24 protein-coding genes and 1 riboswitch are annotated in these 23,385 nt (G+C 38.2%); of the genes, 23 read left to right on the forward strand and 1 reads right to left on the reverse strand.

The genetic code is table 11. The annotated features are described in order from the left end of the window. Positions 1-13: 13 nt before the first annotated feature. The 8 genes from ACFSFW_RS07840 (at position 14) to ACFSFW_RS07875 (ending at position 6,016) form a co-directional block, all read left to right on the forward strand. Positions 14-175, forward strand: coding sequence for a hypothetical protein (locus ACFSFW_RS07840; protein WP_388036875.1), 162 nt, complete (start codon positions 14-16; stop codon positions 173-175). Positions 176-242: 67 nt separating this feature from the next. Further along, on the forward strand, positions 243-1,061 hold the full coding sequence (locus ACFSFW_RS07845; protein WP_388036878.1) for an SDR family oxidoreductase: 819 nt from the start codon (positions 243-245) through the stop codon (positions 1,059-1,061). Between the two features lie 732 nt (positions 1,062-1,793). Beyond that, positions 1,794-1,973 carry a hypothetical protein gene (locus tag ACFSFW_RS07850; RefSeq protein WP_133372279.1) on the forward strand — a complete coding sequence of 60 codons (180 nt, stop codon included), beginning with the start codon at positions 1,794-1,796 and terminating at the stop codon, positions 1,971-1,973. Between the two features lie 97 nt (positions 1,974-2,070). Further along, positions 2,071-2,358: a hypothetical protein gene (locus ACFSFW_RS07855; RefSeq protein WP_388036882.1), complete on the forward strand. Its 288-nt coding sequence runs from the start codon at positions 2,071-2,073 to the stop codon at positions 2,356-2,358. A 22-nt stretch (positions 2,359-2,380) separates the two neighbouring features. Then, positions 2,381-3,058, forward strand: coding sequence for a toxoflavin lyase-like VOC family protein (locus tag ACFSFW_RS07860; protein ID WP_388036885.1), 678 nt, complete (start codon positions 2,381-2,383; stop codon positions 3,056-3,058). A 52-nt stretch (positions 3,059-3,110) separates the two neighbouring features. Next, a complete protein-coding gene (locus tag ACFSFW_RS07865; protein WP_388036888.1) occupies positions 3,111-3,632 on the forward strand; it encodes a GNAT family N-acetyltransferase in 522 nt (173 codons plus the stop codon). Between the two features lie 217 nt (positions 3,633-3,849). Further along, the gene (locus ACFSFW_RS07870; RefSeq protein WP_388036891.1) at positions 3,850-4,407 is read left to right on the forward strand and encodes a TetR/AcrR family transcriptional regulator; all 558 of its coding nucleotides are present in this window, start codon (positions 3,850-3,852) and stop codon (positions 4,405-4,407) included. A gap of 148 nt (positions 4,408-4,555) precedes the next feature. Further along, the gene (locus tag ACFSFW_RS07875; RefSeq protein WP_388036893.1) at positions 4,556-6,016 is read left to right on the forward strand and encodes a DHA2 family efflux MFS transporter permease subunit; all 1,461 of its coding nucleotides are present in this window, start codon (positions 4,556-4,558) and stop codon (positions 6,014-6,016) included. A 73-nt stretch (positions 6,017-6,089) separates the two neighbouring features. Here ACFSFW_RS07875 and ACFSFW_RS07880 read toward each other — a convergent pair whose 3' ends face one another. After that, positions 6,090-6,884, reverse strand: coding sequence for a polysaccharide deacetylase family protein (locus ACFSFW_RS07880; protein ID WP_388036895.1), 795 nt, complete (start codon positions 6,882-6,884; stop codon positions 6,090-6,092). Between the two features lie 182 nt (positions 6,885-7,066). Between ACFSFW_RS07880 and ACFSFW_RS07885 the strand changes: the two genes are divergently transcribed. The 15 genes from ACFSFW_RS07885 to ACFSFW_RS07955 all read left to right on the forward strand — a co-directional run bounded on the left by ACFSFW_RS07885 (position 7,067) and on the right by ACFSFW_RS07955 (position 23,272). Then, complete coding sequence (locus ACFSFW_RS07885) at positions 7,067-8,164, forward strand: FAD-dependent monooxygenase (RefSeq protein WP_388036898.1); 1,098 nt, start codon at positions 7,067-7,069, stop codon at positions 8,162-8,164. A 184-nt stretch (positions 8,165-8,348) separates the two neighbouring features. Continuing rightward, on the forward strand, positions 8,349-8,912 hold the full coding sequence (locus ACFSFW_RS07890) for a GNAT family N-acetyltransferase (protein ID WP_388036900.1): 564 nt from the start codon (positions 8,349-8,351) through the stop codon (positions 8,910-8,912). Between the two features lie 164 nt (positions 8,913-9,076). Further along, the gene (locus ACFSFW_RS07895) at positions 9,077-10,123 is read left to right on the forward strand and encodes a flavin-containing monooxygenase (RefSeq protein ID WP_388036903.1); all 1,047 of its coding nucleotides are present in this window, start codon (positions 9,077-9,079) and stop codon (positions 10,121-10,123) included. A 17-nt stretch (positions 10,124-10,140) separates the two neighbouring features. Beyond that, positions 10,141-10,449, forward strand: a complete 309-nt coding sequence (locus ACFSFW_RS07900) for an ArsR/SmtB family transcription factor (RefSeq protein WP_304216544.1) — start codon at positions 10,141-10,143, stop codon at positions 10,447-10,449. 12 nt (positions 10,450-10,461) lie between these two features. Beyond that, a complete protein-coding gene (locus ACFSFW_RS07905) occupies positions 10,462-11,409 on the forward strand; it encodes a cation diffusion facilitator family transporter (protein ID WP_388036906.1) in 948 nt (315 codons plus the stop codon). A 50-nt stretch (positions 11,410-11,459) separates the two neighbouring features. Further along, entirely contained in the window at positions 11,460-12,770 is a 1,311-nt protein-coding gene (locus ACFSFW_RS07910) for a serine hydrolase domain-containing protein (RefSeq protein ID WP_388036909.1), read from the forward strand. A 60-nt stretch (positions 12,771-12,830) separates the two neighbouring features. Then, positions 12,831-13,532 (forward strand): winged helix-turn-helix domain-containing protein, encoded by a 702-nt coding sequence (locus ACFSFW_RS07915; protein WP_388036911.1) that lies wholly within the window; start codon positions 12,831-12,833, stop codon positions 13,530-13,532. Continuing rightward, positions 13,529-14,932 (forward strand): sensor histidine kinase, encoded by a 1,404-nt coding sequence (locus ACFSFW_RS07920; RefSeq protein WP_388036914.1) that lies wholly within the window; start codon positions 13,529-13,531, stop codon positions 14,930-14,932. Before ACFSFW_RS07915 ends, ACFSFW_RS07920 begins: the two co-directional genes overlap by 4 nt. 120 nt (positions 14,933-15,052) lie before the next feature. After that, positions 15,053-16,504: a S1C family serine protease gene (locus ACFSFW_RS07925; protein WP_388036917.1), complete on the forward strand. Its 1,452-nt coding sequence runs from the start codon at positions 15,053-15,055 to the stop codon at positions 16,502-16,504. 322 nt (positions 16,505-16,826) lie between these two features. Then, complete coding sequence (locus ACFSFW_RS07930; protein WP_388036919.1) at positions 16,827-17,282, forward strand: DinB family protein; 456 nt, start codon at positions 16,827-16,829, stop codon at positions 17,280-17,282. Positions 17,283-17,465: 183 nt separating this feature from the next. Then, a complete protein-coding gene (locus tag ACFSFW_RS07935) occupies positions 17,466-18,035 on the forward strand; it encodes a DNA-binding protein (protein ID WP_388036922.1) in 570 nt (189 codons plus the stop codon). A 23-nt stretch (positions 18,036-18,058) separates the two neighbouring features. Further along, positions 18,059-18,144: riboswitch (cyclic di-GMP riboswitch) on the forward strand. 677 nt (positions 18,145-18,821) lie between these two features. Beyond that, complete coding sequence (locus ACFSFW_RS07940; RefSeq protein ID WP_304216561.1) at positions 18,822-20,405, forward strand: peptide chain release factor 3; 1,584 nt, start codon at positions 18,822-18,824, stop codon at positions 20,403-20,405. 65 nt (positions 20,406-20,470) lie between these two features. Further along, complete coding sequence (locus ACFSFW_RS07945; protein ID WP_388036926.1) at positions 20,471-21,526, forward strand: FecCD family ABC transporter permease; 1,056 nt, start codon at positions 20,471-20,473, stop codon at positions 21,524-21,526. Next, complete coding sequence (locus ACFSFW_RS07950; protein ID WP_388036929.1) at positions 21,502-22,320, forward strand: ABC transporter ATP-binding protein; 819 nt, start codon at positions 21,502-21,504, stop codon at positions 22,318-22,320. The genes ACFSFW_RS07945 and ACFSFW_RS07950 overlap by 25 nt, the downstream gene beginning before the upstream one ends. Position 22,321: 1 nt before the next feature. Continuing rightward, positions 22,322-23,272: an ABC transporter substrate-binding protein gene (locus ACFSFW_RS07955; protein WP_388036931.1), complete on the forward strand. Its 951-nt coding sequence runs from the start codon at positions 22,322-22,324 to the stop codon at positions 23,270-23,272. Positions 23,273-23,385 lie beyond the last annotated feature (113 nt).

Genomic DNA, 23,385 nt, shown 5'->3' on the forward strand with positions numbered 1-23,385 from the left:
GGATGGGGTTCTGATGAGATGTGGTGCAAAATGCTTTCTTGTCGAAATTGAGGTAGACGGAAAAACACAAGTTCAGTCAGTTAACGCAAGAACACCAGCAGAAGCTCGAAAAAACATCCGAAAAGTATTAGGAACCGAAACTCAAATTCTAGCAGTTAAGGAAGAGAAGAAGTAATGAAGCAGGGTGCTTTAAAAGTGACATATTTAAGATCTGAATATAAATAAAAGGGAGATCACGGTTGATGAGCCAATTAATGCGAGACCAATATCCACTCAAAGGAAAAAATATACTTATTACTGGAGTTAGCCGTCGCCAAGGGATTGGGTATGCGATTGCCCGTCAAGTGGCTGCATGGGGAGCTTCTGTTATGATTCATCATTTCCAGCCTCATGATCAAGAACAATCATGGGGTGCGGATGATTTAAGTGAATTACTTAAAGGTATCAAAGCTGAGCTAATCGAGGATGCATTTCTGTATGACATAAGCGGGGATTTTTTAGACCCTGAAGAACCAAAAAGGGTGATGGATGAAATCCGTAATCAATGTGGACATGTAGATTCTCTTGTATGCAATCATGCAATGAGTGGGAGCGATGGTGCACTTGGTGAACTGACTCTCGAAATGTTAGATAAACACTGGGCTGTTAATGCACGTTCATCCATTCTACTCGCACAATATTTTGCAGCTCAACATGATCCTGAATCTGGCAGGGGAAAAATTATTTTCATGACGTCGGGACAACGATTAGGTCCCATGTCAGGTGAAGTTGCGTACGTTGCTTCGAAGGGAGCGCTTGCTGATCTAACGCTAACACTATCAGATCAATTGGCTGATCAAAACATCACCGTGAATACCGTGAACCCAGGACCAGTTGATACGGGATATATGACCGAGGAACTATGGAAAAACCTTAAACCCATGTTCCCATTTGGAAGAATTGGGCAGCCAGAAGATCCAGCGCGTCTTATTACGTGGTTGTTAACGGAAGAGGCTTCGTGGATTACCGGACAAATCATTAATACAGAAGGTGGCTTTGGCCGCTGGCGTCATCCTTCCTGATGGAGGAGTTTTTTTTAAAAATCCTTTACTCACCAGACCGAAATACGATAAAAGCTATATCGGAAAGGGAGCAATTGGTATATCCCTGTATCGAAAAAAGATAAGTACTATACCGCAAAGAGCGTAATTGGTATATCCCAGTATCGAGAAACGATAAATGCTATACCGCAAAGAGTGTAATCGGTATAGCACCAGATCGAAAAACGATAAATGCTATACCGCAAAGAGCGTAATCGGTATAGCACCAGATCGAAAAACGATAATTGCTATACCGCAAAGAGCGTAATCGGTATATCCCAGTAACGAAAAACGATAAATGCTATACCGGAAACAGCGTAATCGGTATAGCTCCAGACCGAGAAACGATAAATGCTATACCGCAAAGAGCGTAATCGGTATAGCTCCAGACCGAGAAACGATAAATGCTATACCGCAAAGAGCGTAATCGCTATAGCACCAGATCGAAAAACGATAAATGCTATACCGGAAACAGTGTAATCGGTATAACCCAGTATCGAGAAACGATTAATGCTATACCGGAAACAGCGTAATCGGTATAGCTCCAGACCGAAAAACGATAAGTGCTATACCGAAAAAGAGTCTAGAAAATCCAAACACCTATTTCAATTGCAAAGCACCCTTAGTTAAGGGAGTTTTAGGAATATTGTCACGGACTGAAGAATAAACGTTAGTATACAAGCCTTCCTAATTCTTCGTTAAGGTGCTGATTTTTTGAATAGGAATAAGAATATTAGTGTAGCGATTCTATTGCTGATTTTGATACTCGTTATCCTGATTGTCCATGTGATTCTTCATGTAAATGTGTATGTCGTCTACAGTGCAAGTCTTGGTACGATTTTTATGATTGGCCTTATCATTTTTCTCATTGTTTTACTCATATTAAAAACGTAACCGTTTAAAGAGGTGTTAATCAAAGCAGGATTAACACTTCTTTTTGTTGAACTTATTCAAGTAATAAGTTAAATATCACTTATAATTGGAGGTTTCTATGGCATTTCTATTTTGGCCGTTTATGATTGTTTCACTTATACTCTCTGTTTTATCAATCTATAAAAATAAACCTTTATTACTCGTCATATCTGCAGTGCTTCTAGTACCACTGTCACTCTATCTTGCAGCTACACCACGTTTTGAAATATGGGGACTTATATTTCCGCTGTTTTATATTGGGGCTGCCGTGTTCCTTGCCAAAAAAGTAAAATGGTTATCAATTTTGCTGGTATCTCCAAATTTTATTCTTATTGGGTGGATCGGATTTTCGGTAATTAATCAGTAAATATTTAAAGGAGTGTCTCAACATGGAGATTAAATTAGTCATTTTACAAACAGATAAAATAGATGAGATGAAGAAGTTCTATGTTGACCTTTTCGGATTTCCTTTAATTAAAGAAAATAACAGTAGTTTTCGAATTAGAGTAGGTTCAAGCGAGTTGGAATTTACCTCAGAAAACGTAAAAGGGAATCCTTATTATCACTTTGCATTTAATATTCCGTCTAACAAGTTTAGAGAAGCAAAGTCATGGGTCAAAGAGAGGGTGGAATTAAGTGTCGAGGATGGGGAAGATGAAGCCTATTTTTCTTTCTTTTCCGCGCATGCGCTCTATTTTTACGATCCGGCTGGGAATATTGTAGAGTTCATTTCAAGGCAGGACTCTGAAGTAGAAACAAAGCCATTCTCGATAGAAAGTGTGATAAATATTAGTGAAATAGGACTGACAGTAAATGATGCGATTAGTGCTGGCACTAGGTTAATAGAGATTGGTATTAAAGAGCGGGACAACAACCCACTTAGTCAAACATCACTAAATTTCATGGGAGAAAAATTAAAAGGAATCTTCATTATCTTAAATCAACCAGGGAGACGATGGATCTTTTCCGATAAACTCTCTGCAATATATCCTCTTGAAATTTTAACAACAGATGGCAGTAAAATTGTGGTGAATGCTAGTAATCAGTTTGAAGTATGCAAGATTTGAGAAAAAAAGTTACTATTTCGGTTGTTATAACCGTTATGGAAGGTGATTATATATGGAACAGGTTACATTAATACGGCCATCACTAGACTATCAATCTGAATATCTATCCTTCTACAATGAATGGAAAGAAAGTCAGGAAAATATGGTACCTTGGGTGATTAGTAAGGACCCATCAAATTTTCAAGAAATGCTTCAATCTCTATTTGATTCTGAAAAAGGAGAAAATATCCCTGAAAATTGGGTGCCTGACTCAACCTTTTGGTTAGGCGGCGAAAACAAAAATGTAATCGGAGCAGTAAATATCCGCCATCAATTAACCGAAACGTTATTCAATAGTGGCGGTCATATTGGGTATGGAATCCGTCCCTCTGAACGATGTAAAGGATATGCAACAAAACTATTGGCATTATCTTTAGAAAAAGCGAAAGAACTTGGGATTCAGAAAGCCTTAGTTGTTTGTGATGAGGATAATATCGGTTCATTAAAAACAATAGTAAAGAACGGTGGGGTACCTGATACGGACTTTATCGAGGAAGATGGTAATGTCATAAAAAGGTTTTGGATAGAAATATAAATTCATTTGCTTAAGGTTGAACAAGATAGTTTTTCTTTGCAACAGCGTTAATTCTCCTATGAATTAGTGCTGTTTTTTTACTATTTTTGGGGCAGTTGTATTTTAGATACGTTATAGTTAACACTAAATTCGTAGTAAAAAAACACTTGACTATAAGGAAAAATTTTTGGTAAAGTTACAAACAGACCGGTTGGTATGGTGGGGAGGTACAACGAGAATGGATACAAAATCGCTAATCATTGAAATTGCGACAAAGCTTTTCCAGCAAAAAGGTTATATAGGTGTGGGTCTAAATGAAATATTAAAAGCATGCAATATTTCAAAAGGTTCACTCTATCATCACTTTCCAAATGGAAAAGAGGAATTACTAATTGCTTGCCTCCAAGAACTGAATGCAACGATTACTCAGGACATTGAGGAGATATTTGAACGGTACCCGAACACAAAAGATGCTGCCAATGCTATGATAGATCAATTAATTGTTCAATTTGAAACGGAAGGAACGATTGCTGGATACACGTTTAGTAGCATCGTCAGCGAAATGGCTTCGCTAAGTGAACCAGTCCGCAATGCTTGTTCCCTTTTATATACGAAAATGCAACAGATCTATTCAAACAAGCTAGTAGCAGATGGATTTTTAAGAGAAACAGCAGATTCTATCGCACTTGCGATGGTAGCGACTGTTGAGGGTGGAATGATGCTTTGTTTAACACAAAAATCAAGCCATCCACTAGCAACCATATCCAAAGTACTTCCTAATTTATTACAAGAGTAAGTGTTATTCCCAAAAAAGAATAATATGGTTTTTGAAAAACAGCTAATTCCACTTTTTCATGAGCAGAGCTCAGGTAGAAGAGGGGTTGGCTTTTGTTTTGCCAAAAATAGACCAAACTCAGGTCAAATCAAAGAAAAAGGAGATATTTATGAATACACTATTACAAGTCAAAAGTCCTAAGATGATGGCATTTATTTTAATGTTTGGTACCTTTATAGGATTGTTTGGTGAAACAGCATTAAACATGGCATTAACAAAAATTATGGGAGAATTTTCAGTTAAACCTGCAATTGCTCAATGGCTGACAACAGGATATCTATTAGTGTTAGCGATATTAGTACCAATTTCTGCCCTGTTGATGAAATGGTTCTCTACGAGACAATTAGTAATTGGGGGATTAGTTATTTCACTTATAGGAGCGGTATTAGCTGCTCTATCTCCAAATTTTGCAATTCTATTAGCTGGCCGTATCGTGCAAGCAATTGGAACTGGTGTTTTAATACCAGTGATGACGAGTGTTCTTTTAATTATTTTCCCAGTTCATAGACGTGGAGTTGTAATGGGGATTATGGGACTTGTTATTACATTAGGACCTGCCTTAGGACCAACACTTTCAGGGGTCATTATTAGTACATTAGGTTGGCCATATATTTTCTGGATTAGCACTATTTTATATGCATTATTAACACTTCTTGCGGTAATTAAAATTGAAAATGTTTCGGAAATTACAAGACCCAAAATTGATTATTCATCGGTTGCTTTATCATCCATCGGTTTTGGCGGATTAATTTACGCATTAGCATCGATGGCCGAAGCTCCTATCTCAGCGCCTATCGTTTGGGCACCTTTACTTGTTGGAATCATCGCGCTTCTATTATTTGGCGTTCGCCAAATGAAAATGGCTCAGCCTATGGTAAATTTACGTGTATTTAAGTACCCAATGTTTACTTTGGGAACAGCGACGATGTTCCTCGGGATTTTAATGATTTTAGCAGCGGGTATTCTCTTACCAATGTATCTAAAAGATGCTTTATTATATACTGCCGCAGTGGCAGGTTTGTTATTATTTCCTGGTAATGCGGTCAATGTTGTGATGTCACCAATTGTTGGAACTCTATTTGACAAATTCGGACCACGTGTTTTCGTTATTTTTGGTTCAATTGTAATTCTGATCGCGAATTTCATGTTTGCATCCGTTATATCAGCATCGACTCCGGGTTGGCAAATCATCGTTGCATTTATGCTTTTCTTCTTTGGGATCACCATGGTTATGATGCCATCACAAACAAATGCCCTAAATCAATTGCCACGTGAATTATATGCGGATGGTTCAGCTGCGATGAACACATTGAATCAAGTAGCTGGAGCAGCAGGTACAGCGATAGCGATTACGTTATTTACAGCTGGTCAAGGAAGCTATGTGGCAGAAGTTCCTGCTGCATCAGATCCGGAAATTTTAGCTGCAGGTGTAAAATATGCATTCTACTTTGTTACTGGAATTTCAGTTGTTACCTTAATTTTATCCTTATTTGTAAAAAGGGAATCCTCTGTAAAGGAACAAGCAATATCAACAGTAAAAGCAACAGAACCTGTGTCAGTAAGAAATTAATGAACTTTGTATGATTGGTAAAACAACCAAAAGAAAAGGCGCTAGATTCCACTTAGCGCTTTTCTCAAGTTTTTTATTTTTTCACCAAGTCATTCATTTTCAGCTCAAACTCTGCATGGTCTCCAAGTGCATGTGGAACTTGAATACTTATGATAACAGCATCATCAAGAAAGTATGAAAAAACGCCATAAGGGTTTTCTTCAGGATTTGGGTGATCTGCTTTCGTAATGGCCTCAATAAAAGTTTGTGAATCAAAAGTCTTTAAGTATTCAACAATAGCAGCCTGTTTTTCCTGGTTTGGCTCCTTTGGATTTTCCCAATCAATAAAAGGTGCATTTTGCAATTTTTCAATGAAGCCTTCATTTATAACAAACATATCCGCTAGTCTAACTTTTTCTCCATTTTTCCAGTCAATAGTGGTGGTGAAAAAAAGGCTCGTAGGATACATCCCACCATTATAGTCACCGGTATATCGAATACTAAAGGTATCAGAATCTGGTAATACAACCTCATAATTCATTTCAAGTGGAGAGTCCCCACCTTTATATTGCTTTAGAAAGAGTGTTGCGTTTTCTTGAATAAGAGTATTGATTTGCTGCTCTAGTTCCTTATCATGCATTTTATTTAGCTGAGGATAATAAATTATAAGCTCCCCATCCTCATAAGTCGCTGTATCTATTTCAAAAGGTTCTGTATTTTTTTCTTCGCCTTCTTGCTTCGATGGCGTTTCTTCTTCTTCATCGACTTCTACTTGTTTTGGTGGTGTATGATTTTCATCCACCTGTTTTGATGGTCCTGTCTGCTCACTATTACAGCCAGCTAAAAATAGGGCACAAGTAAACACTACCAATAAAAGAATTTTATCCATTCAACTCTCCCCTTGAAAAATATTCCAAACCATTACGTTCTACTTTATTACAATCGTTTATGGAAATGAATATCAGTTGACCAAATAAATCTTGGTTGTTATCATTTAATTATCGTTTAGTGAACTTTGTTTCTTATTAGGAAACCTTTTTGCATCATACGATTATAATAGAAGGTGATATCATGAATTTACAGACAGATGTTTGTATTGTGGGCGGAGGTCCTGCAGGTGCTCTACTTGGCTTTTTAATGGCGAAGAAGGGTATATCTACTATCGTCGTTGAGCGTACTTCTGGAAATGAACGTGAATTTAGAGGTGAACACATCAACGCAGAAACCGAAGCTATATTAAAAGAACATCAACTTTTCGATAAAATAGAAGCACTTGGATTATTAAAGATGAAGAAGGTTCAATATATTAATGGTAGTCATATAGTAAAAACAATCACTCCAACACTTGAGGATCACGTTGGTATCCATATACCACAGCCTCATTTTTTAACAGCTGTTTCTAACGAAGCAGCACAGTTTCCAAACTTTCAGTTGCTTGTAAACACAACTGTCACGGGGTTAGTTCAGGATGATCAAGGACACTATACAGGTGTAAAAGCGAAACAAAATGGACAAGAAATCAACATTGCGAGTAAAATTGTTGTGGGAACGGATGGCCGTTATTCAACTGTTCGAAAACTTGCGGGTATTGCGGCTTCTGAGGAATCACATGGATATGATGTGCTTTGGGCTAAAATTCCAGCACCTGCTGATTGGGAGCCTTCCACAAAAATGGTTCTTGCCAATGGAAATCAACTAGCATTGTTTACACAAACGGGTGGGATGATTCAAATTGGTTGGAACATTGAAGAAGGTACATTCAATTCGTTACGAAAGCAACCGCTAGAGCCATTTCTGGAGCCACTTTTAACCAGCTTTCCAGAATTAGAAACAACTGTAAGGGAACATATTCAATCCTGGAAAAACTTCGTCTGCTTAAAAGTGTTTAGTTCGAATGCAGCCACTTGGGTAAAAAATGGCCTCATCATCCTTGGAGATGCAGCCCATACAATGACACCAACGGCTGCGATTGGGATTAACTGTGCGATTAAAGATGCACATGTTTTGGCACCAATTCTTGAACAAGCATTAAATGAAGGCGATCTTAGTGATACAAGATTAAAAGAATTCGAGATGGCAAGACGCGTAGAAATTGAACAACAACAAGAAATGCAGTTTGAAAAAGAAGAATCATTCAAAGACAATTTCCTAGAGGTCGTTGGAAATTAAGCATGCAGTGCTAGAGCGCTGCATGTTTTTTGTTGTCCGAAAAAGGGTCAAAAACAGTAAAGTACTTTTTCACAGTCACGGATTAAATAAAAGAAAGGATTTTCTCTTTTGGTAACGAATAAAACATATATATATAGGTAATATGTTGGAAATTAATGTTTTGGAGTATATCAGGGGGATCAAGATGAATCTAGTCAAAATAAAAGGAGAAAAAGTCACGTTACGTCCAGTCGAAACAGAAGATTTACCTGTACTTTGGGAATTGCGCTACGGTAACACTAATCCAGAATGGAAAAAGTGGGATGCGCCATATTTCACACTTAAGTACATAGATAAAGAAACGTATTTAAAAAAGGTGGAACATCAACTCGCTATGCAACACCACCCATTAGATCACATGATCATTGAAGCCGATGGTCAAATCATTGGTTCAGTTATTTTCTACTGGGAAAGTGAAGCCACAAGGTGGCTCGAGATGGGCATTGTCATCTATCTTCCGGAATATTGGGGGGATGGATACGGAACCGAGGCGATGAAGCATTGGATTGACTATTTATTTGAGACGATCCCATACATCGAAAGAGTCGGATACACGACATGGTCAGGCAATCAACGAATGATCAAGGTTGGCCAAAAGCTCGGCATGACACTCGAGGCGCGCATGAGAAAATGTCGCTACTATAACGGCTTCTACTATGACTCAATCCGGATGGGGTTGCTCAGAGAAGAATGGGAACAAGAAAAATAATCTCGAACCTGCATTCCTTGTGAAATGCAGGTTTTTTAATGGGACACAGGGACAGGTTCATTGTCCCACAAAATTTTTCCAATTTTCATTGACACCTTTCAAACATCAGCTTAATATTATATATGAGCATATGCTCATATACTTTAAATGAAGTAGGGATATTTATGTATGATGTTGTGATAATCGGAGCCGGTCAAGCGGGTTTAGCCCTAGGTTTTTATTTAAAACAAGCCAATCAATCATTTCTACTTATAGATAAAGCGAAGGAAATCGGGGAATCATGGAAAAATCGGTATGATTCACTAACCCTTTTTACACCAAGAGGTTATAGTGAGCTTCCTGATTTCAAAATGAAAGGTGCAAGGCAAGGTTACCCAACAAAGAATGAGGTTGCCGATTATTTAGCTAATTACGCATCATACCATTCGCTTCCAATCCAACTAAATACAATCGTAACAAGCGTTACAGAGATAGAAGATGGCTTTAAAATTGAAACGTCGAAAGAAATAATCCGTGCTAAAAATATCGTAATTGCAACTGGCCCATTTCAAGAGCCAGCGATCCCAAACTTTGCAAAGAACTTATCGGATCAAGTATTCCAAATCCATTCATCACAATACAAAAATCCAACACAACTCAAGGATGGACCTGTCTTGGTTGTGGGAGGAGCAAACTCTGGCGCACAAATTGGTGTTGAGTTAGCAAAAGAGCGGACTGTGTATCTTTCGGTTAGCCAAAAATTCAATTTTATCCCGCAGGACCTCGGTGGTAAGAGCATTTTTTGGTGGTTTGATAAATTTGGTATACTCAAAGCTAGTACCACATCCAAACTCGGTACTTTTATAAAAAAACGTCCCGATCCAATTTTTGGATTTGAATTAAAGACAGCCATCAAATCAGGTAAAGTTACGATAAAACCAAGAACCACTACTATAAAAGAAGATACATTTATTTTTGATGATAAAAGCAGCCTTAACGTTCCGAATGTCGTTTGGGCAACAGGATTCAAAGCAAATTATCATTGGCTACAAATCTCGAACGCATTACAAGAAAACGGTCAGCCAGAGCATATCAAAGGAATCACAAAGATAAAGGGTCTATATTTTTTAGGATTACCCTGGCAAACGAGAAGAGGCTCAGCCTTACTCCAGGGAGTTGCCGATGATGCAAAGTGCATAGCTCAGCATATTCAGGTAACCAAGCACAATTAAGAAAGAAGGGTTAAATAGTGGAACAGAAAGATCATTCCTTTTTATCACAAACCACAATTGACGATGCGTCACGCATTTTTAAAGCACTCGCGGATCCTACGCGAATTAAAATTCTTTATTTATTATCTCAAGAGGAATGTTCGGTTACCCATATTGCAGAAGTCCTCGAAATGTCCCAATCAGCGGTATCCCATCAACTCAGCCTACTACGAAATCTCCGCTTAGTGACATACCGACGCGAGGGGAATACATTCCTTTATACATATGATGATGAACATGTCATTACTTTGCTTCACCAAGTCATTCATCATATTGAACATGAATAGGAGGGGAAAATGATGGGACATCACCATCACCACCATCATCACGGTCACGATCATCATGGTCACCATCACCATCATCATTTTGATGAAGTTAGAGAAGGCAATAAGAAAGGTTTATTCATTGCTCTAATTATTACGACGGGAATCATGCTGCTAGAATTTTTCGGTGGTCTTATTACAAACAGTTTAGCCTTACTATCAGATTCAGGACATATGCTAAGTGATGCGAGTTCATTAGCATTAAGCTTAGTCGCCTTTTGGTTTGCTACACGACCTGCATCTCCGAAGAAGACCTATGGCTTTTATCGATTTGAGATTTTAGCGGCCCTTTTTAATGCAGTTACACTGTTTGTCATTGCAGGTTTTATCGTTTATGCGGCGTTTCAGCGTTTTTTCGAGCCTCCGACTGTAGCAAGTGGAACCATGATGATTATTGCTGGAATTGGTCTTTTGGCGAATATACTGAGTGCTTGGTCACTGATTAGTAAAGGCGATGTAAAAAATAACGTTAATCTAAGGAGCGCATACCTTCATGTTCTTGGGGATGCACTAGGATCAGTAGGTGCCATAATTGCGGGACTCTTGATGCTGATGTTTGAATGGTATATAGCGGACCCAATTATTTCTGTAGTTGTCGCAATCCTAATTTTAAAAAGTGCATGGGGTGTGTTAACACATTCGATTCATATTTTAATGGAAGGTACGCCGATTACGATTAATCAAAAAGAAGTGAAAGCTACCCTTGAAGAAATTGAAGGAGTGATTGATGTTCATGATCTTCACATTTGGACAATCACATCAGGAATTGATTCGCTCACTTGTCATATTTTAATCAAAGACGACCATGACAGCCAGGAAATTTTACAGCAATCCATTGATAAAATACGTGACAAATTCAAAATCGAACATACTACCATACAAATTGAAAAATCTTCGATTGAGCATGGAGAAATGAGAGTTTAACAATTTGGGGGCTACGTTTTCGTAGTCTCTTTCATAAATAGGAGGAACTTATGAGTCACGAGACACAACAAAAGCTTAAAAACTATATGAACTCACTAGGAGATCATGGCTATTTTAATGGAGCTGTACTTGTAGCTGAAAAAGGAAAAATACTGTTATCGGAAGGATATGGGTTTGCTAGTTTCCAATACGAAGTACCAGCCACTTCAAAAACAAAATTTAGAATCGGCTCCCTTTCAAAGGCATTTACTGCATTTGCTATTCTAAAGCTAGTTGAGCAAGGAAAACTTGCATTAACGGATAATGTTGACTTATTTTTACCGAGTCATAAAAGTTGGGGAAATATAACAATCCACCACTTGTTATCGCATACATCTGGAATTCCTGACTTTACGTCTTTACCTGACTATTGGTCAAGAACGATGAGGCTTCAGGCCAACCTGGAACAAGTAATGGAATCCATTAAGGATTTGCCCCTCGAGTTCAAACCAGGTGAGAGAATGGAATATTGTAATACTGGTTATCTAGTTTTAACAGCAATTATTGAAAAAATCTCAGGGGAATCCTACTCTACATTTCTAGATAAAACCATATTTCAGCCAATTGGAATGAAGGATACAGGTGTTGATGATGGCAGAACAATTATTCCGTATTTAGCAACGGGTCACACCATTCACAAAACACTTATACATACCGAATTTATCGATATGTCATTTCCAATGGGAGCATACGGTTTATACTCTACGGTTGAGGATTTATTTAAGTGGAGTCAGGCATTACATAAAGGCAACATTTTAGGAAAAGAACTTATCGATCGAATGTTTACTCCGTACCTCGATGGCTATGGATATGGCTGGTTTTTAGTAGATGTACCAGAAAAGATCGCCTGTCATTCTGGGGATATCAACGGCTTTGTAAGTGATTTTTATTTGAATATAAATGAAGATGTAACGATCATTGTATTATCAAATTTGAATCTTACACCCGTCGAGAAAATAAGCAGTGATCTTAAGAATATTGTTTTCGGCAAGGATGTTCATCTTATTGAGACCCAGCAAGTGAATAATAAAGAGTTTGACACTACACAATTATTAGGTGTTTATGAAAACGAGAATACAAAGCTAACCATTGAAACAAACCGTGAAAATTCTTTATTTTTACATGCACCTAAAAAGTATGGTGTTCCTTATACATATCCTATTAATCTTGTTAAAGTGGAAAATAATCAAATTTCGTATCAAGCAGAGCTTTTATATGAAACTTTACTATTTGAGTTGGGTAAACATAAAATAAAACTGCACTATATAGACAGTTATGGGCGTGAACAAGTGCTTGTGAAAAAAAAGGCACTCCATTTTTAAAATCTGGATTTTGTATAGTAAAATAAAAATATCTACGGTTTTTTATTAGGAGATGGAGAAATGAGAGTTCTTGTTATAGAAGACAATGAGAGTGTTTGTTCGATGATAGAAATGTTTTTTTCAAAGGAAGGTATTCAGGGTGAGTTCGTCCATGATGGACAAAAGGGTTATAACCGATTTAAAGAAGAAAATTGGGATTTAATCATAGTGGACTGGATGCTTCCTAGTATGGATGGCGTGACCATTTGCCGAAAAATTCGCGAAGAAAAAAGCTCTGTTCCGATTATTATGCTTACCGCAAAGGATAGTGAGTCTGATCAGGTATTGGGCCTTGAGATGGGCGCAGACGACTATGTCACAAAGCCATTTAGCCCACTAGCCTTAATGGCACGAATAAAGGCGGTCACGAGACGCTACAATAGTAAGCCTTCAGAGGAAGTAGAAACGGGAACACTTCAAACAGAACATTTTAAAATAAATAAAATTACAAGAGAAGTTATTCTGAATGGGAAGGCAATCACCAATTTAACGCCTAAGGAATTTGATTTATTGTATTATTTTGCGCAGCATCCGAAACAGGTGTTTTCGAGAGAACAGTTATTAGATCGCGTGTGGGGTTATCAATTTTATGGAGACGAGCGCACGGTCGACGTACATATAAAGCGGCTCCGAAAAAAGTTAGGTACTACGAATCAGCCATTTTTCCATACAGTATGGGGTGTTGGCTATAAATTTGATGAGACCGTTGAGGAAGACAAATGAAATTTCGGTACATGTTTCAGCAGCTTGTTAGTCACATAAGTGTGATTGTGGTTGCGTTTGTTATCTTAAGTATTGTGTTCGCGCATTACGTTGGGAACCTCGTATTCGAAGAAAAGGTCGAAGAACTGACCACTTATGGTGAAAACATCATTTCTGATATTAGTCGTACATCTAATGTAGATTCATTAATTCGTCAATACTCAAACATGCTGGGGGAGCGAAATATTTTATTTACTGTATTTGATGAAGATGGAGTAAGCCTGAGTAATGTTGGTGGATTTGTACCACAAGTGGAGTTAAGAAAAAAGGAATGGGACAAGGTCCGAAGTGGGCATATCGTGTCAGTCAAACAGGATTATAAGCGATTTGAGCAAGAAGTGACATTTATTGTCATGCCTTATATGGTGGGGCAAACATTTGTCGGCGGGGTCCTGCTTGCGTCACCAATCAGCGGAACACAGGAAATGATTCATGATATTAACCAGTATTTATTTTATACGATGTTTTTAGCATTGGCTGTTGCTATTTTAATGAGTTGGATTTTGTCGACGGTTCATGTGAAGCGCATCAGACGCTTAAGGAAAGCAACCTCAATGATTTCTGCTGGAGATTATTCGATTAAATTACCCTCATCTGATTTTGATGAGATTGGTGAGTTATTGAAGGACTTCAACGAAATGGCGCAGCGCTTGCAGCAATCAATGGAGGAAATTGAAAGCCTTGAGAGCAGAAGGCGGAAATTTATGGCCGATGTTTCCCATGAATTACGGACTCCGCTCACAACGATTAGTGGGGTAATTGAAGGGTTAAGTAATGACTTGATTCCAGATGAGGAAAAGGCAAAAGGCGTTCAATTGGTCAGTCAGGAAACAAAGCGTCTTATTCGTCTTGTGAATGAGAATCTGGATTATGAAAAAATACGCTCCAATCAGGTTACGCTTCAAAAGGAAACAATCGAACTAATTGAAGTGCTTGAGGTTGTTAAAGACACATTAGAACCACAAGCAGAAGAAAAAAATGATCAAATCATGATTGATGTTCCTAACGGTTTAATGATTACAGCAGACTACGACCGGTTAATACAGATTCTAATTAATATCACAAAAAACAGTATTCAGTTTACTGATAATGGAACTATTTGGATTCGTGGAAAAGTAGGAGAGTCTGAAACAATTATCGAAATTGAAGATACGGGTGTCGGTATTGACCCAGCGGAAATAGAAAATATATGGCATCGTTTTTACAAAGCGGATGTATCTCGAACGGGTACACTATTTGGTCAATTTGGCCTAGGGCTTTCGATCGTAAAACAGTTGGTCCAGCTTCATGATGGTAAAATTAAGGTAACGAGTGAAAAAGGAAAAGGAACCAAGTTTGAAATTCGATTACCATTAACGTAATCCATCATAATAATGGTGGATTTTCGTTTATTTTTCCACTTCTTTTCAAGGTTTGTTAATATTTTGTTCATAATTTTTGACTATGATATAAATATGGAGTAAGTCAAGGAGGAATTCATAATGGAAAACGATAAACGTTTTGATGAATTTAAACATACAGATGATCAATCTAACAACCTAGATAATAAGGAAAGCGATTCTACAGGGATTCAGTCGGAGCAGGAAAAAATGGATTTGAAACCTGAGGTAGAACATATCGACATTGAACCAACACAAGTTGAACACGCTCAGACTGAAACCGTTCAGAATTCAGAAGTTATTGAGGCAACATCTCAGCAAACAGCGGTTACCGAAGAATCGACACTTCGTGCATCAAGGCCAAAAGAGAAAAAGTCAAACTCAAAAATGAAAAGCTTTTTGTCCATGGTGTCTGCAGGTGTCCTTGGTTCGGCATTAACGCTTGGAGTTGCACCACATATTGACGGTCTCCAGGGTTATTTCAATTCAGATTCTCCTGCAACAGAGCAGAACTCTGAGGTTATTGAAGCATCTGGACCGGTGAAAATCCAATCAACCGCAGTTTCTGACTCAGCGTCTTCTATCGCTGATATGGTGGAAGAAGCATCAAAAGGGATCGTGGGAATCACAAGTATGCAATCTCAACAAAATCCTTTTAACCGAAGCAACTCACAAAATATTCCTAGCGGCACTGGCTCCGGGGTTATTTTTCAAAAAGATGGAGATAAAGCTTATATTGTAACGAATAACCACGTAATTGAAAATGCAAATGAGGTAGAAATCTCTCTTCAGAATGGTGAAAAAACAATGGCTAAGTTGATTGGTACAGATCCATTAACCGATTTAGCTGTTTTAGAAATAGATTCTAAACATGTCGAGGCGGTTCTTCCATTTGGTGATTCAGGGACACTAAGACCTGGTGATCAGGTGTTTGCTATTGGGAACCCTCTTGGTCTTGATTTATCAAGAACCGTTACATCTGGGATTGTAAGTGCAAAAGACCGTAGCATTTCCGTCGATACTTCTGCAGGTGGCTGGGAATTAAACGTTATCCAGACGGATGCAGCCATTAACCCAGGTAACAGTGGTGGTGCTCTTTTAAATACACAAGGACAAGTAATTGGAATTAACAGCTTAAAGATTGCGAACAGCGGGGTAGAAGGATTAGGCTTCGCGATCCCAAGTAATGATGTTGTTCCGATTATTAACAGTCTGATTGAAAATGGTAAAATTGAGCGTCCATTTATCGGCATCGGTTTAGCGGACCTAGCGGAAGTTCCAAGAATGTATTACGCTGACCTTCCGAATGACGTTAAGGAAGGAGTCATTGTAACGAGTGTTGCGCAAAATTCTGCAGCAGAAAAAGCTGGCCTGAAAATGACCGATGTCATTGTAAAAATCAATGATACCGAAGTTAAAAGCTCAATGGACCTTCGTAAATATTTATATTCAAAAGTAAAAATAGGCGATCAAATTGAATTAACCTACTACCGAGGTGGAAATCTCGAAACAGCTTCATTAACCCTAACAAGTAATACGACTGGAATTGAATAATTGACATAAAGGGCCCAAATCAAATCAGATTTGGGTCTATTTGCGTCGGAAATCTATCCGACATTTTTTTCTATTGCCGACACCATTTCCCGGGAAACGACAGCGTGTATTGGTTAGTGACAGCAAATTTAAATAGATATAAAAACACTCTAGACCATAGGAATTATGCATGGTACTAACTATTACCTAAAAATCACTCATTTATATATAATGCTTTCAAATGAATATGAGACCAGATTATTTATAAACGCAATAATCTGGTCTCAAATAACATCAAATGCCATATAGATTACTACCACATAAAAACCAGGAGGAGTTTGCAATGAGTCACTATTTATTGATGCAATTTGAATTATTAAAGGGTCGTTTTCTTGGCGATTTGGAGGATGTAACGGACGATATAGTATCCATTCAACCGGACGGTTTTAATAATACAATCCTTTGGCATGTAGGTCATCTCGTTACCGTCAATGAGCAATTTATGTTTGGCTATCCGAAGAAGTCTACTTATCTACCGGAAAATTATTTGAACCTCTTTGCCAAAGGAACTAGTCCTGCAGACTGGAATGGAGAAATCCCCTCAATAGCAGATCTAGTAGATCAATTTACCGAACAGGTAACTAGAATACAGCAAATCCCTGTTGAACGTTTTGACGAAAGGTTGAAACAACCCTTTCTTGGTCTTGAAACCTTTGGTGAAATAACGAACCTAGCTTTCTTCCATATCGCCTACCATTTAGGCCAAATTCATGCGATGAAGCTTATGCTTCAAAAATAAGGAAGTTACTAATCCAGAGGATACACATACATAAAACTATAAAAGTATAAAAAGCACTTGACAATTCTAGAGAAAATAAAAATGCTAGTGTATTTTTAGTTCAATAGTATGATATGATAAGAGTATGTCATCAAAAGGCCTTTCATTCTTAGTGCTATTAAGAATGAAAAGGGGATTTTTGATTTGAAGAAGAGAACATGGACATATGAAGAAATAGAGTTTTTAAAGGACAATGTAGGCCGTATGAAAATCTCAACCATCGCCAATCACCTTCATAGGACGGAAACGGCAGTTGAGTTAAAGATTAAAAGATTAGGGCTTTCGAACACCAAATCCTTTACCGGTCAATTGACAATGCATGAATTGGCAACTCTATTAAAGATTGATCCAAAGTCTGTAAAGCTATGGATTGATAACCATGGACTAAGGTACACAAAAAAGGCAACGCGAAATACACGAAAATTTTACTTTATTAAACCCGAGGATTTTTGGGATTGGGCAAAGAATAACAAAAGCCGAATTGACTTCTCAAAAATTGAAAAAAATGCAATCGTTCCTGAACCATGTTGGGTGGAAGGAGAGCGTTCAAAGCAAAAGAGGGTCAATTACCGAGCGTGGACAACAGTAGAAATTAACTCCATGATTGAGCTTGTGGCAACAGGTACTCCGTTTTCCGACATTGGAAAAAGACTTAACCGTAGCCCAATTAGCATCCAACGTAAATACCAGCGTATGAGTAAAGCAGTGAAATAAATACATCATTGATAAAAACCAAACTATACAAAAGGCAAAATTGTTGAAAGACAATGACGCAAAGCCACGGGCCTAAGGAGGATTCCTCTATGGTGGCCGGGTTGCTATAGAATGGAAGGGTTCCTTTAATTGATGACGAAAAAATGGGAGATACTAGTTGAATAACTAGTTCTCCCGTTTTCTTTTTCTAGAAGATATTCAAAAAGTCCGGTGAAATTGACATATCGATATAGGAACTTCGACTAACTACCGACACTTCCTGTGTCGAACGTCGAAGTCACCACATCCTGTGGAAGCTCGTTGGCTTGCTTTTGCGTTCCTCGCGTATTAACTACATACGCTCCGGTACTCAAAGCTACGCCGCCTCGAACTTTCGACGCACAGGACGTGCTAGTGTCGACAATGCCACAGGACGTGGCGTTTTTGTCGACGTGGTCCTTTTCATCCTCCTTTTTGAACAAGCATATTACATTATTGATCTAATGAATTTTTATCTAATTCTTTAACACCGTTCATAATTTGGACTGCAAAACCGACACAAACTAGAATAATACTAACAACAAGAAAATATGCTACAAACATGTAACCTTCACCTCATTATAGTTTTTTTCTATTTCTAACTTTAGTATAGTGCGAACCCATATAGGCTTCTGTGATTTAAATCACAGAATTGCTCTATTTTCAAAATTTTCCTATGAGTAACTGGAATCAATTCTCGTTGTAGTTCCTTTTTAATTGTGATATATTTTTTTAGATACAATCTGTGATAACGGAAGGATAATTTGCATGAGCTATATAGATGAAGTTCAAAAACGAAGAACGTTTGCCATCATCTCTCACCCGGATGCTGGTAAAACGACGATGACTGAGAAATTATTATATTTTGGGAATGTAATTCGTGAAACAGGTACGGTAAAAGGAAAAAAATCAGGAAAATTTGCTGCGTCGGACTGGATGGAGATTGAAAAACAACGTGGGATTTCAGTTACATCAAGTGTGATGAGTTTTCCATACGAAAACTTCTATGTCAATATTCTTGATACACCAGGACACGAGGACTTCAGTGAGGACACCTATCGTACGTTAACAGCTGTGGACAGTGTTGTGATGATCATCGATTCAACAAAAGGTGTTGAGCCACAAACGATTAAACTCTTTAAAGTTTGTCGCATGAGAGGCATTCCAATTTTTACATTCATCAATAAGCTTGACCGTGAAGGAAAAGATCCACTTGAACTCTTAGCTGAAATTGAAGAAGTTCTTGGTATTGAATCGTATCCGATGAACTGGCCAGTTGGAATGGGGAAACGATTCTTAGGGATTGTCGATCGTTACAACAATCAATTTGTACATTTTACTGGAAATGAAGATGAAAAAATCATTTCATTACAGGAGCTAGAGGACGGCAAGCATCCTGGAATTACAGATAGTCCGATTTATGAAAGTACACAAGATGAGTTACTTTTATTAGATGAAGCAGGAAATGACTTTGATGTGGAACGTGTAGCCAAAGGTGACCTTACGCCTGTATTCTTTGGTAGTGCGCTCGCAAACTTTGGTGTAGAAACGTTTTTTAATACCTTTTTACAATTTGCTTCAGAACCGAAGCCACGTAAAACAAATCTTGGCTTAATTCCACCAGAGGACGAAACGTTTTCAGGTTATATTTTCAAAATCCAAGCAAACATGAACACGAAGCACCGCGACCGAATTGCATTCCTTCGCGTCTGCTCAGGGAAGTTTGAACGTGGAATGAGTGTCAACATCACTCGTACAGGAAAATCAATCAAGCTGAATCAAACTCAGCAGTTTATGGCCGCAAGTCGTGAAACAGTAGATGAGGCTTATCCTGGTGATATTATTGGTATTTATGATCCAAATGTCTACCAAATCGGTGATACCCTTACAGCAGGTAAAGAAGATATCCATTATCAGGAACTACCTGTGTTCCCACCTGAAATGTATCGTAAAGTTCGCGTGAAGAACGTAATGAAGGCAAAGCAATTTAGAAAAGGTATTGAACAGCTCGTTCAAGAAGGGGCAATTCAATTGTTCAGACAGGAATCAAGTGATGAGTTCATTCTTGGTGCGGTTGGTCAACTTCAATATGATGTGTTTGAATATAGATTAGAGGGAGAATATAATGTCTCTGTTGAGTTCACTTCACTTGGAAACAGAATCCCAAGATGGATTGGCAATAAAGATGTAGATACTCGTCTATTTGATTCAAGAAGTCTACTTGTTCGGGACCGTAGCGACCGATATGTCGTGTTATTTGAAAATGACTTTACGTATCGTTATTTCCAAGATAAAAACAAGGACATCGAACTCATCGACCTCTTTGAAAGCAATGACTATAAAGGTGTGTAAAAACATGACTCTAAAACGCTCAGAAAACTTCTCTGGGCGTTCATGTTTTGTGGAAAGGAATTGGTATGAAAAGGAATTATATTCAAAAGATCTTCAATCAAGATGAACCGAATATGAAGGTTATTACAATACTACTGTTGATAGTAAGCACTCTTTCTATCCTCTTCTCAATTGGTATAGGGCCAGTCTCTGTTCATCCACTCACGGTCATAAAAATCCTTTTCGCCAAACTTCCCTTTCTCACTATTGAAAATAACTGGACACAGGTTGAGGATAATATCGTTTGGGGTTTACGCTTACCAAGAGTGTTATTAGGAATGATTGTTGGTGCTTCATTAGCGATAACAGGGGTTGTTATGCAAGCATTGGTTCGTAACCATCTTGCAGACCCATTCATTCTTGGTGTCTCATCAGGTGCATCTGCAACGGCAACTTTAGGAATGTTATTTGGTGCCTTTTCGATTTTTGGTACTTATTCACTTTCCATCAGTGCGTTTATTGGTGCTGCTTTGACAATCATTTTAGTCTATACCCTTTCAAGGGTGAACGGAAGAATCAATGTGACTCATCTCTTGCTTTCAGGTGTTGCAATCGCACTGATGATGGATGCATTGACAAGAACGATTACGCTAAGTGCTCCGAATGCATTAGGCTTACATAATGCCACCTTTTGGATGTCAGGAAGCTTGGCAGGAGCAAAATGGGGCTATTTAACGCTACCCCTTATAGTGGCAGTGATTTGTATGATCGTTTTAATGAGCCAATATCGTGCTCTCAATGCCTTACTTTTCGGTGACGAAACAGCGGAAACATTAGGCTTTAATGTGGGGAGATTGCATAAATTATTGATCCTTGTTGCCTCGCTTTTAGCTGGTGTCACGATAGCGGTGAGTGGCTCAATTGGATTTATTGGGTTAATGGTTCCGCATATTACAAGACTACTCGTTGGTTCAGATCATAAGCGGGTTCTTCCTGTAAGTGCCTTACTTGGTGGAATTTTTGTCGTGTGGACAGATGTTGCCGCCCGAATGGTGATAGCACCTGAGGAATTGCCAATTGGGATATTAACCGCATTAGTAGGAGGGCCATTCTTTATTTGGTTATTAAAAACAAAAAAGTAGGTGAAAAATTGAAACTACTGGTTGAGAATTTGAATTTTTCATTGAATGAAAAACATATTATTGAAGATATGAATTTGCATGTTTCAGAAGGTGAATTTGTCGGAATCATCGGACCAAACGGAAGTGGGAAATCGACTCTCTTAAAAAACCTGTATCGTGGGCTTAAGCCTGATTCTGGTGTTGTTTTTTTAGATGGAGAAAATGTTTATAAAATGAACCCTAAGGCGGCAGCGCAAAAAATCGGTGTTGTCGGACAAGAAAATGTCATCCCATTTGATTTTAAGGTCGAAGAAATCGTCGCAATGGGGAGAAGTCCATACAAAGGATTTTTTGATGGTGACAGTAGAAAAGATAAAGAAATTGTTGCAAATGCGATTGAGCAAATTGGTATGACTGATATGGAGAAACGCAATTATATCAATCTATCAGGTGGGGAAAAGCAACGCGTCTTACTAGGTAGAGTGCTTGCGCAGCAAACGGATTTATTACTACTAGATGAACCAACAAACCACTTGGATATCCAACATCAGTTGCAAATTTTTGATTTAATTAAAGGGCTAGGTGTAACGGTCTTATCGGCCATCCATGATTTAAACCTTGCTGCACTTTATTGCGACCGACTTTATGTTGTCAAGGATGGGCGTATTATGATGGCAGGAACTCCTGAAGAAGTATTAACGTCTGAATCGATATACGAAATCTACGGGGTCAGGTCTGATGTAACGATTCATCCAACTACAAAAAAAGTGACGATTACCTATTTACCCGTCAGTTTGCTAGAAGGAGATAATTAAAATGAAAAAACTAGTTTTGCTATTGGCAGGGATTCTTGTATTGGTATTAGCGGGATGTGGCTCGAATACAGAGGACGGATCCGTTACTAAATCTAAGAAAGCTCTAGTTATTGATAACTATGGGAGAGAAGTAGAATTTACTAAGAAACCTTCAAAAGTTTTAACTTTAGGACCAAATGCAACCGAATTATTTATCGCATTAGGACTCTCTGATTATGTAATTGGAAATAGCTTGGACAATCATAGCCGCGGTGCTTTGCCTGAATATAAGGACGATTATGAGAAGATTCCAGAGCTTACATACGGTTCTGCAACAAGGGAAGCTGTATTAACGAGTGGAGCAGATTTTATTTACGGTATTGATTGGGAATTTGGTAGTGAAGGCCTAGACGTCGATGAGCTTGAAAGCTATGGAATCAACGTATATATGAATAAAGCCACATCAATGGATGAAATTTATCAGGAAATACGTGATATCGGTAAGATTTTTGATATTGAAGATCGAGCAGAGGCATTTGTTGAAGAGCAAAAGGCACGAATTGCTAGTGTGCAGGAAAAAATGGCTGATCATGAGCCGGTTGATGTACTAGTATATGACAGTGGCGGAAATGGTGTTTTCACCGCGGGTGGTACAAACTTTGAAACGTTATTAATAGAGTTAGCAGGTGGCCAAAATGTTTTTAATGATATCACAGACAAACAATGGACCACAGTTAGCTACGAAGAAGTACTCGCAAGGCAGCCAGATGTCATTCTGATTCACGATTATGATGCTCCGTCAATTGAGCAAAAAATAAAGGACATCAAAAATGACCCAGCTCTTTCGCAGCTTGAAAGTGTTAAAAATGAAAAGTTTGTTGTTATTTCATTAGAGAGTGTTTTACCAGGAAACCGTATGGCGTATGCAGTTGAAACATTGGCTAGAGGATTCTACCCGGAATTGTTTAAATAGCAGGAGTAATCACGTGAATTCCTTCATTCGATTTGCTATATTTAACTTAATTCAGTAAATCCTTTACTATTATAGGTAATGGATAAATGTTATAAACTAATTAATTTAGCGTG

Origin of the sequence: Ferdinandcohnia salidurans, assembly GCF_042680725.1 — a bacterium.
In the GTDB taxonomy this organism is placed as follows: Bacteria; Bacillota; Bacilli; order Bacillales; family Bacillaceae_L; genus Ferdinandcohnia; species Ferdinandcohnia salidurans.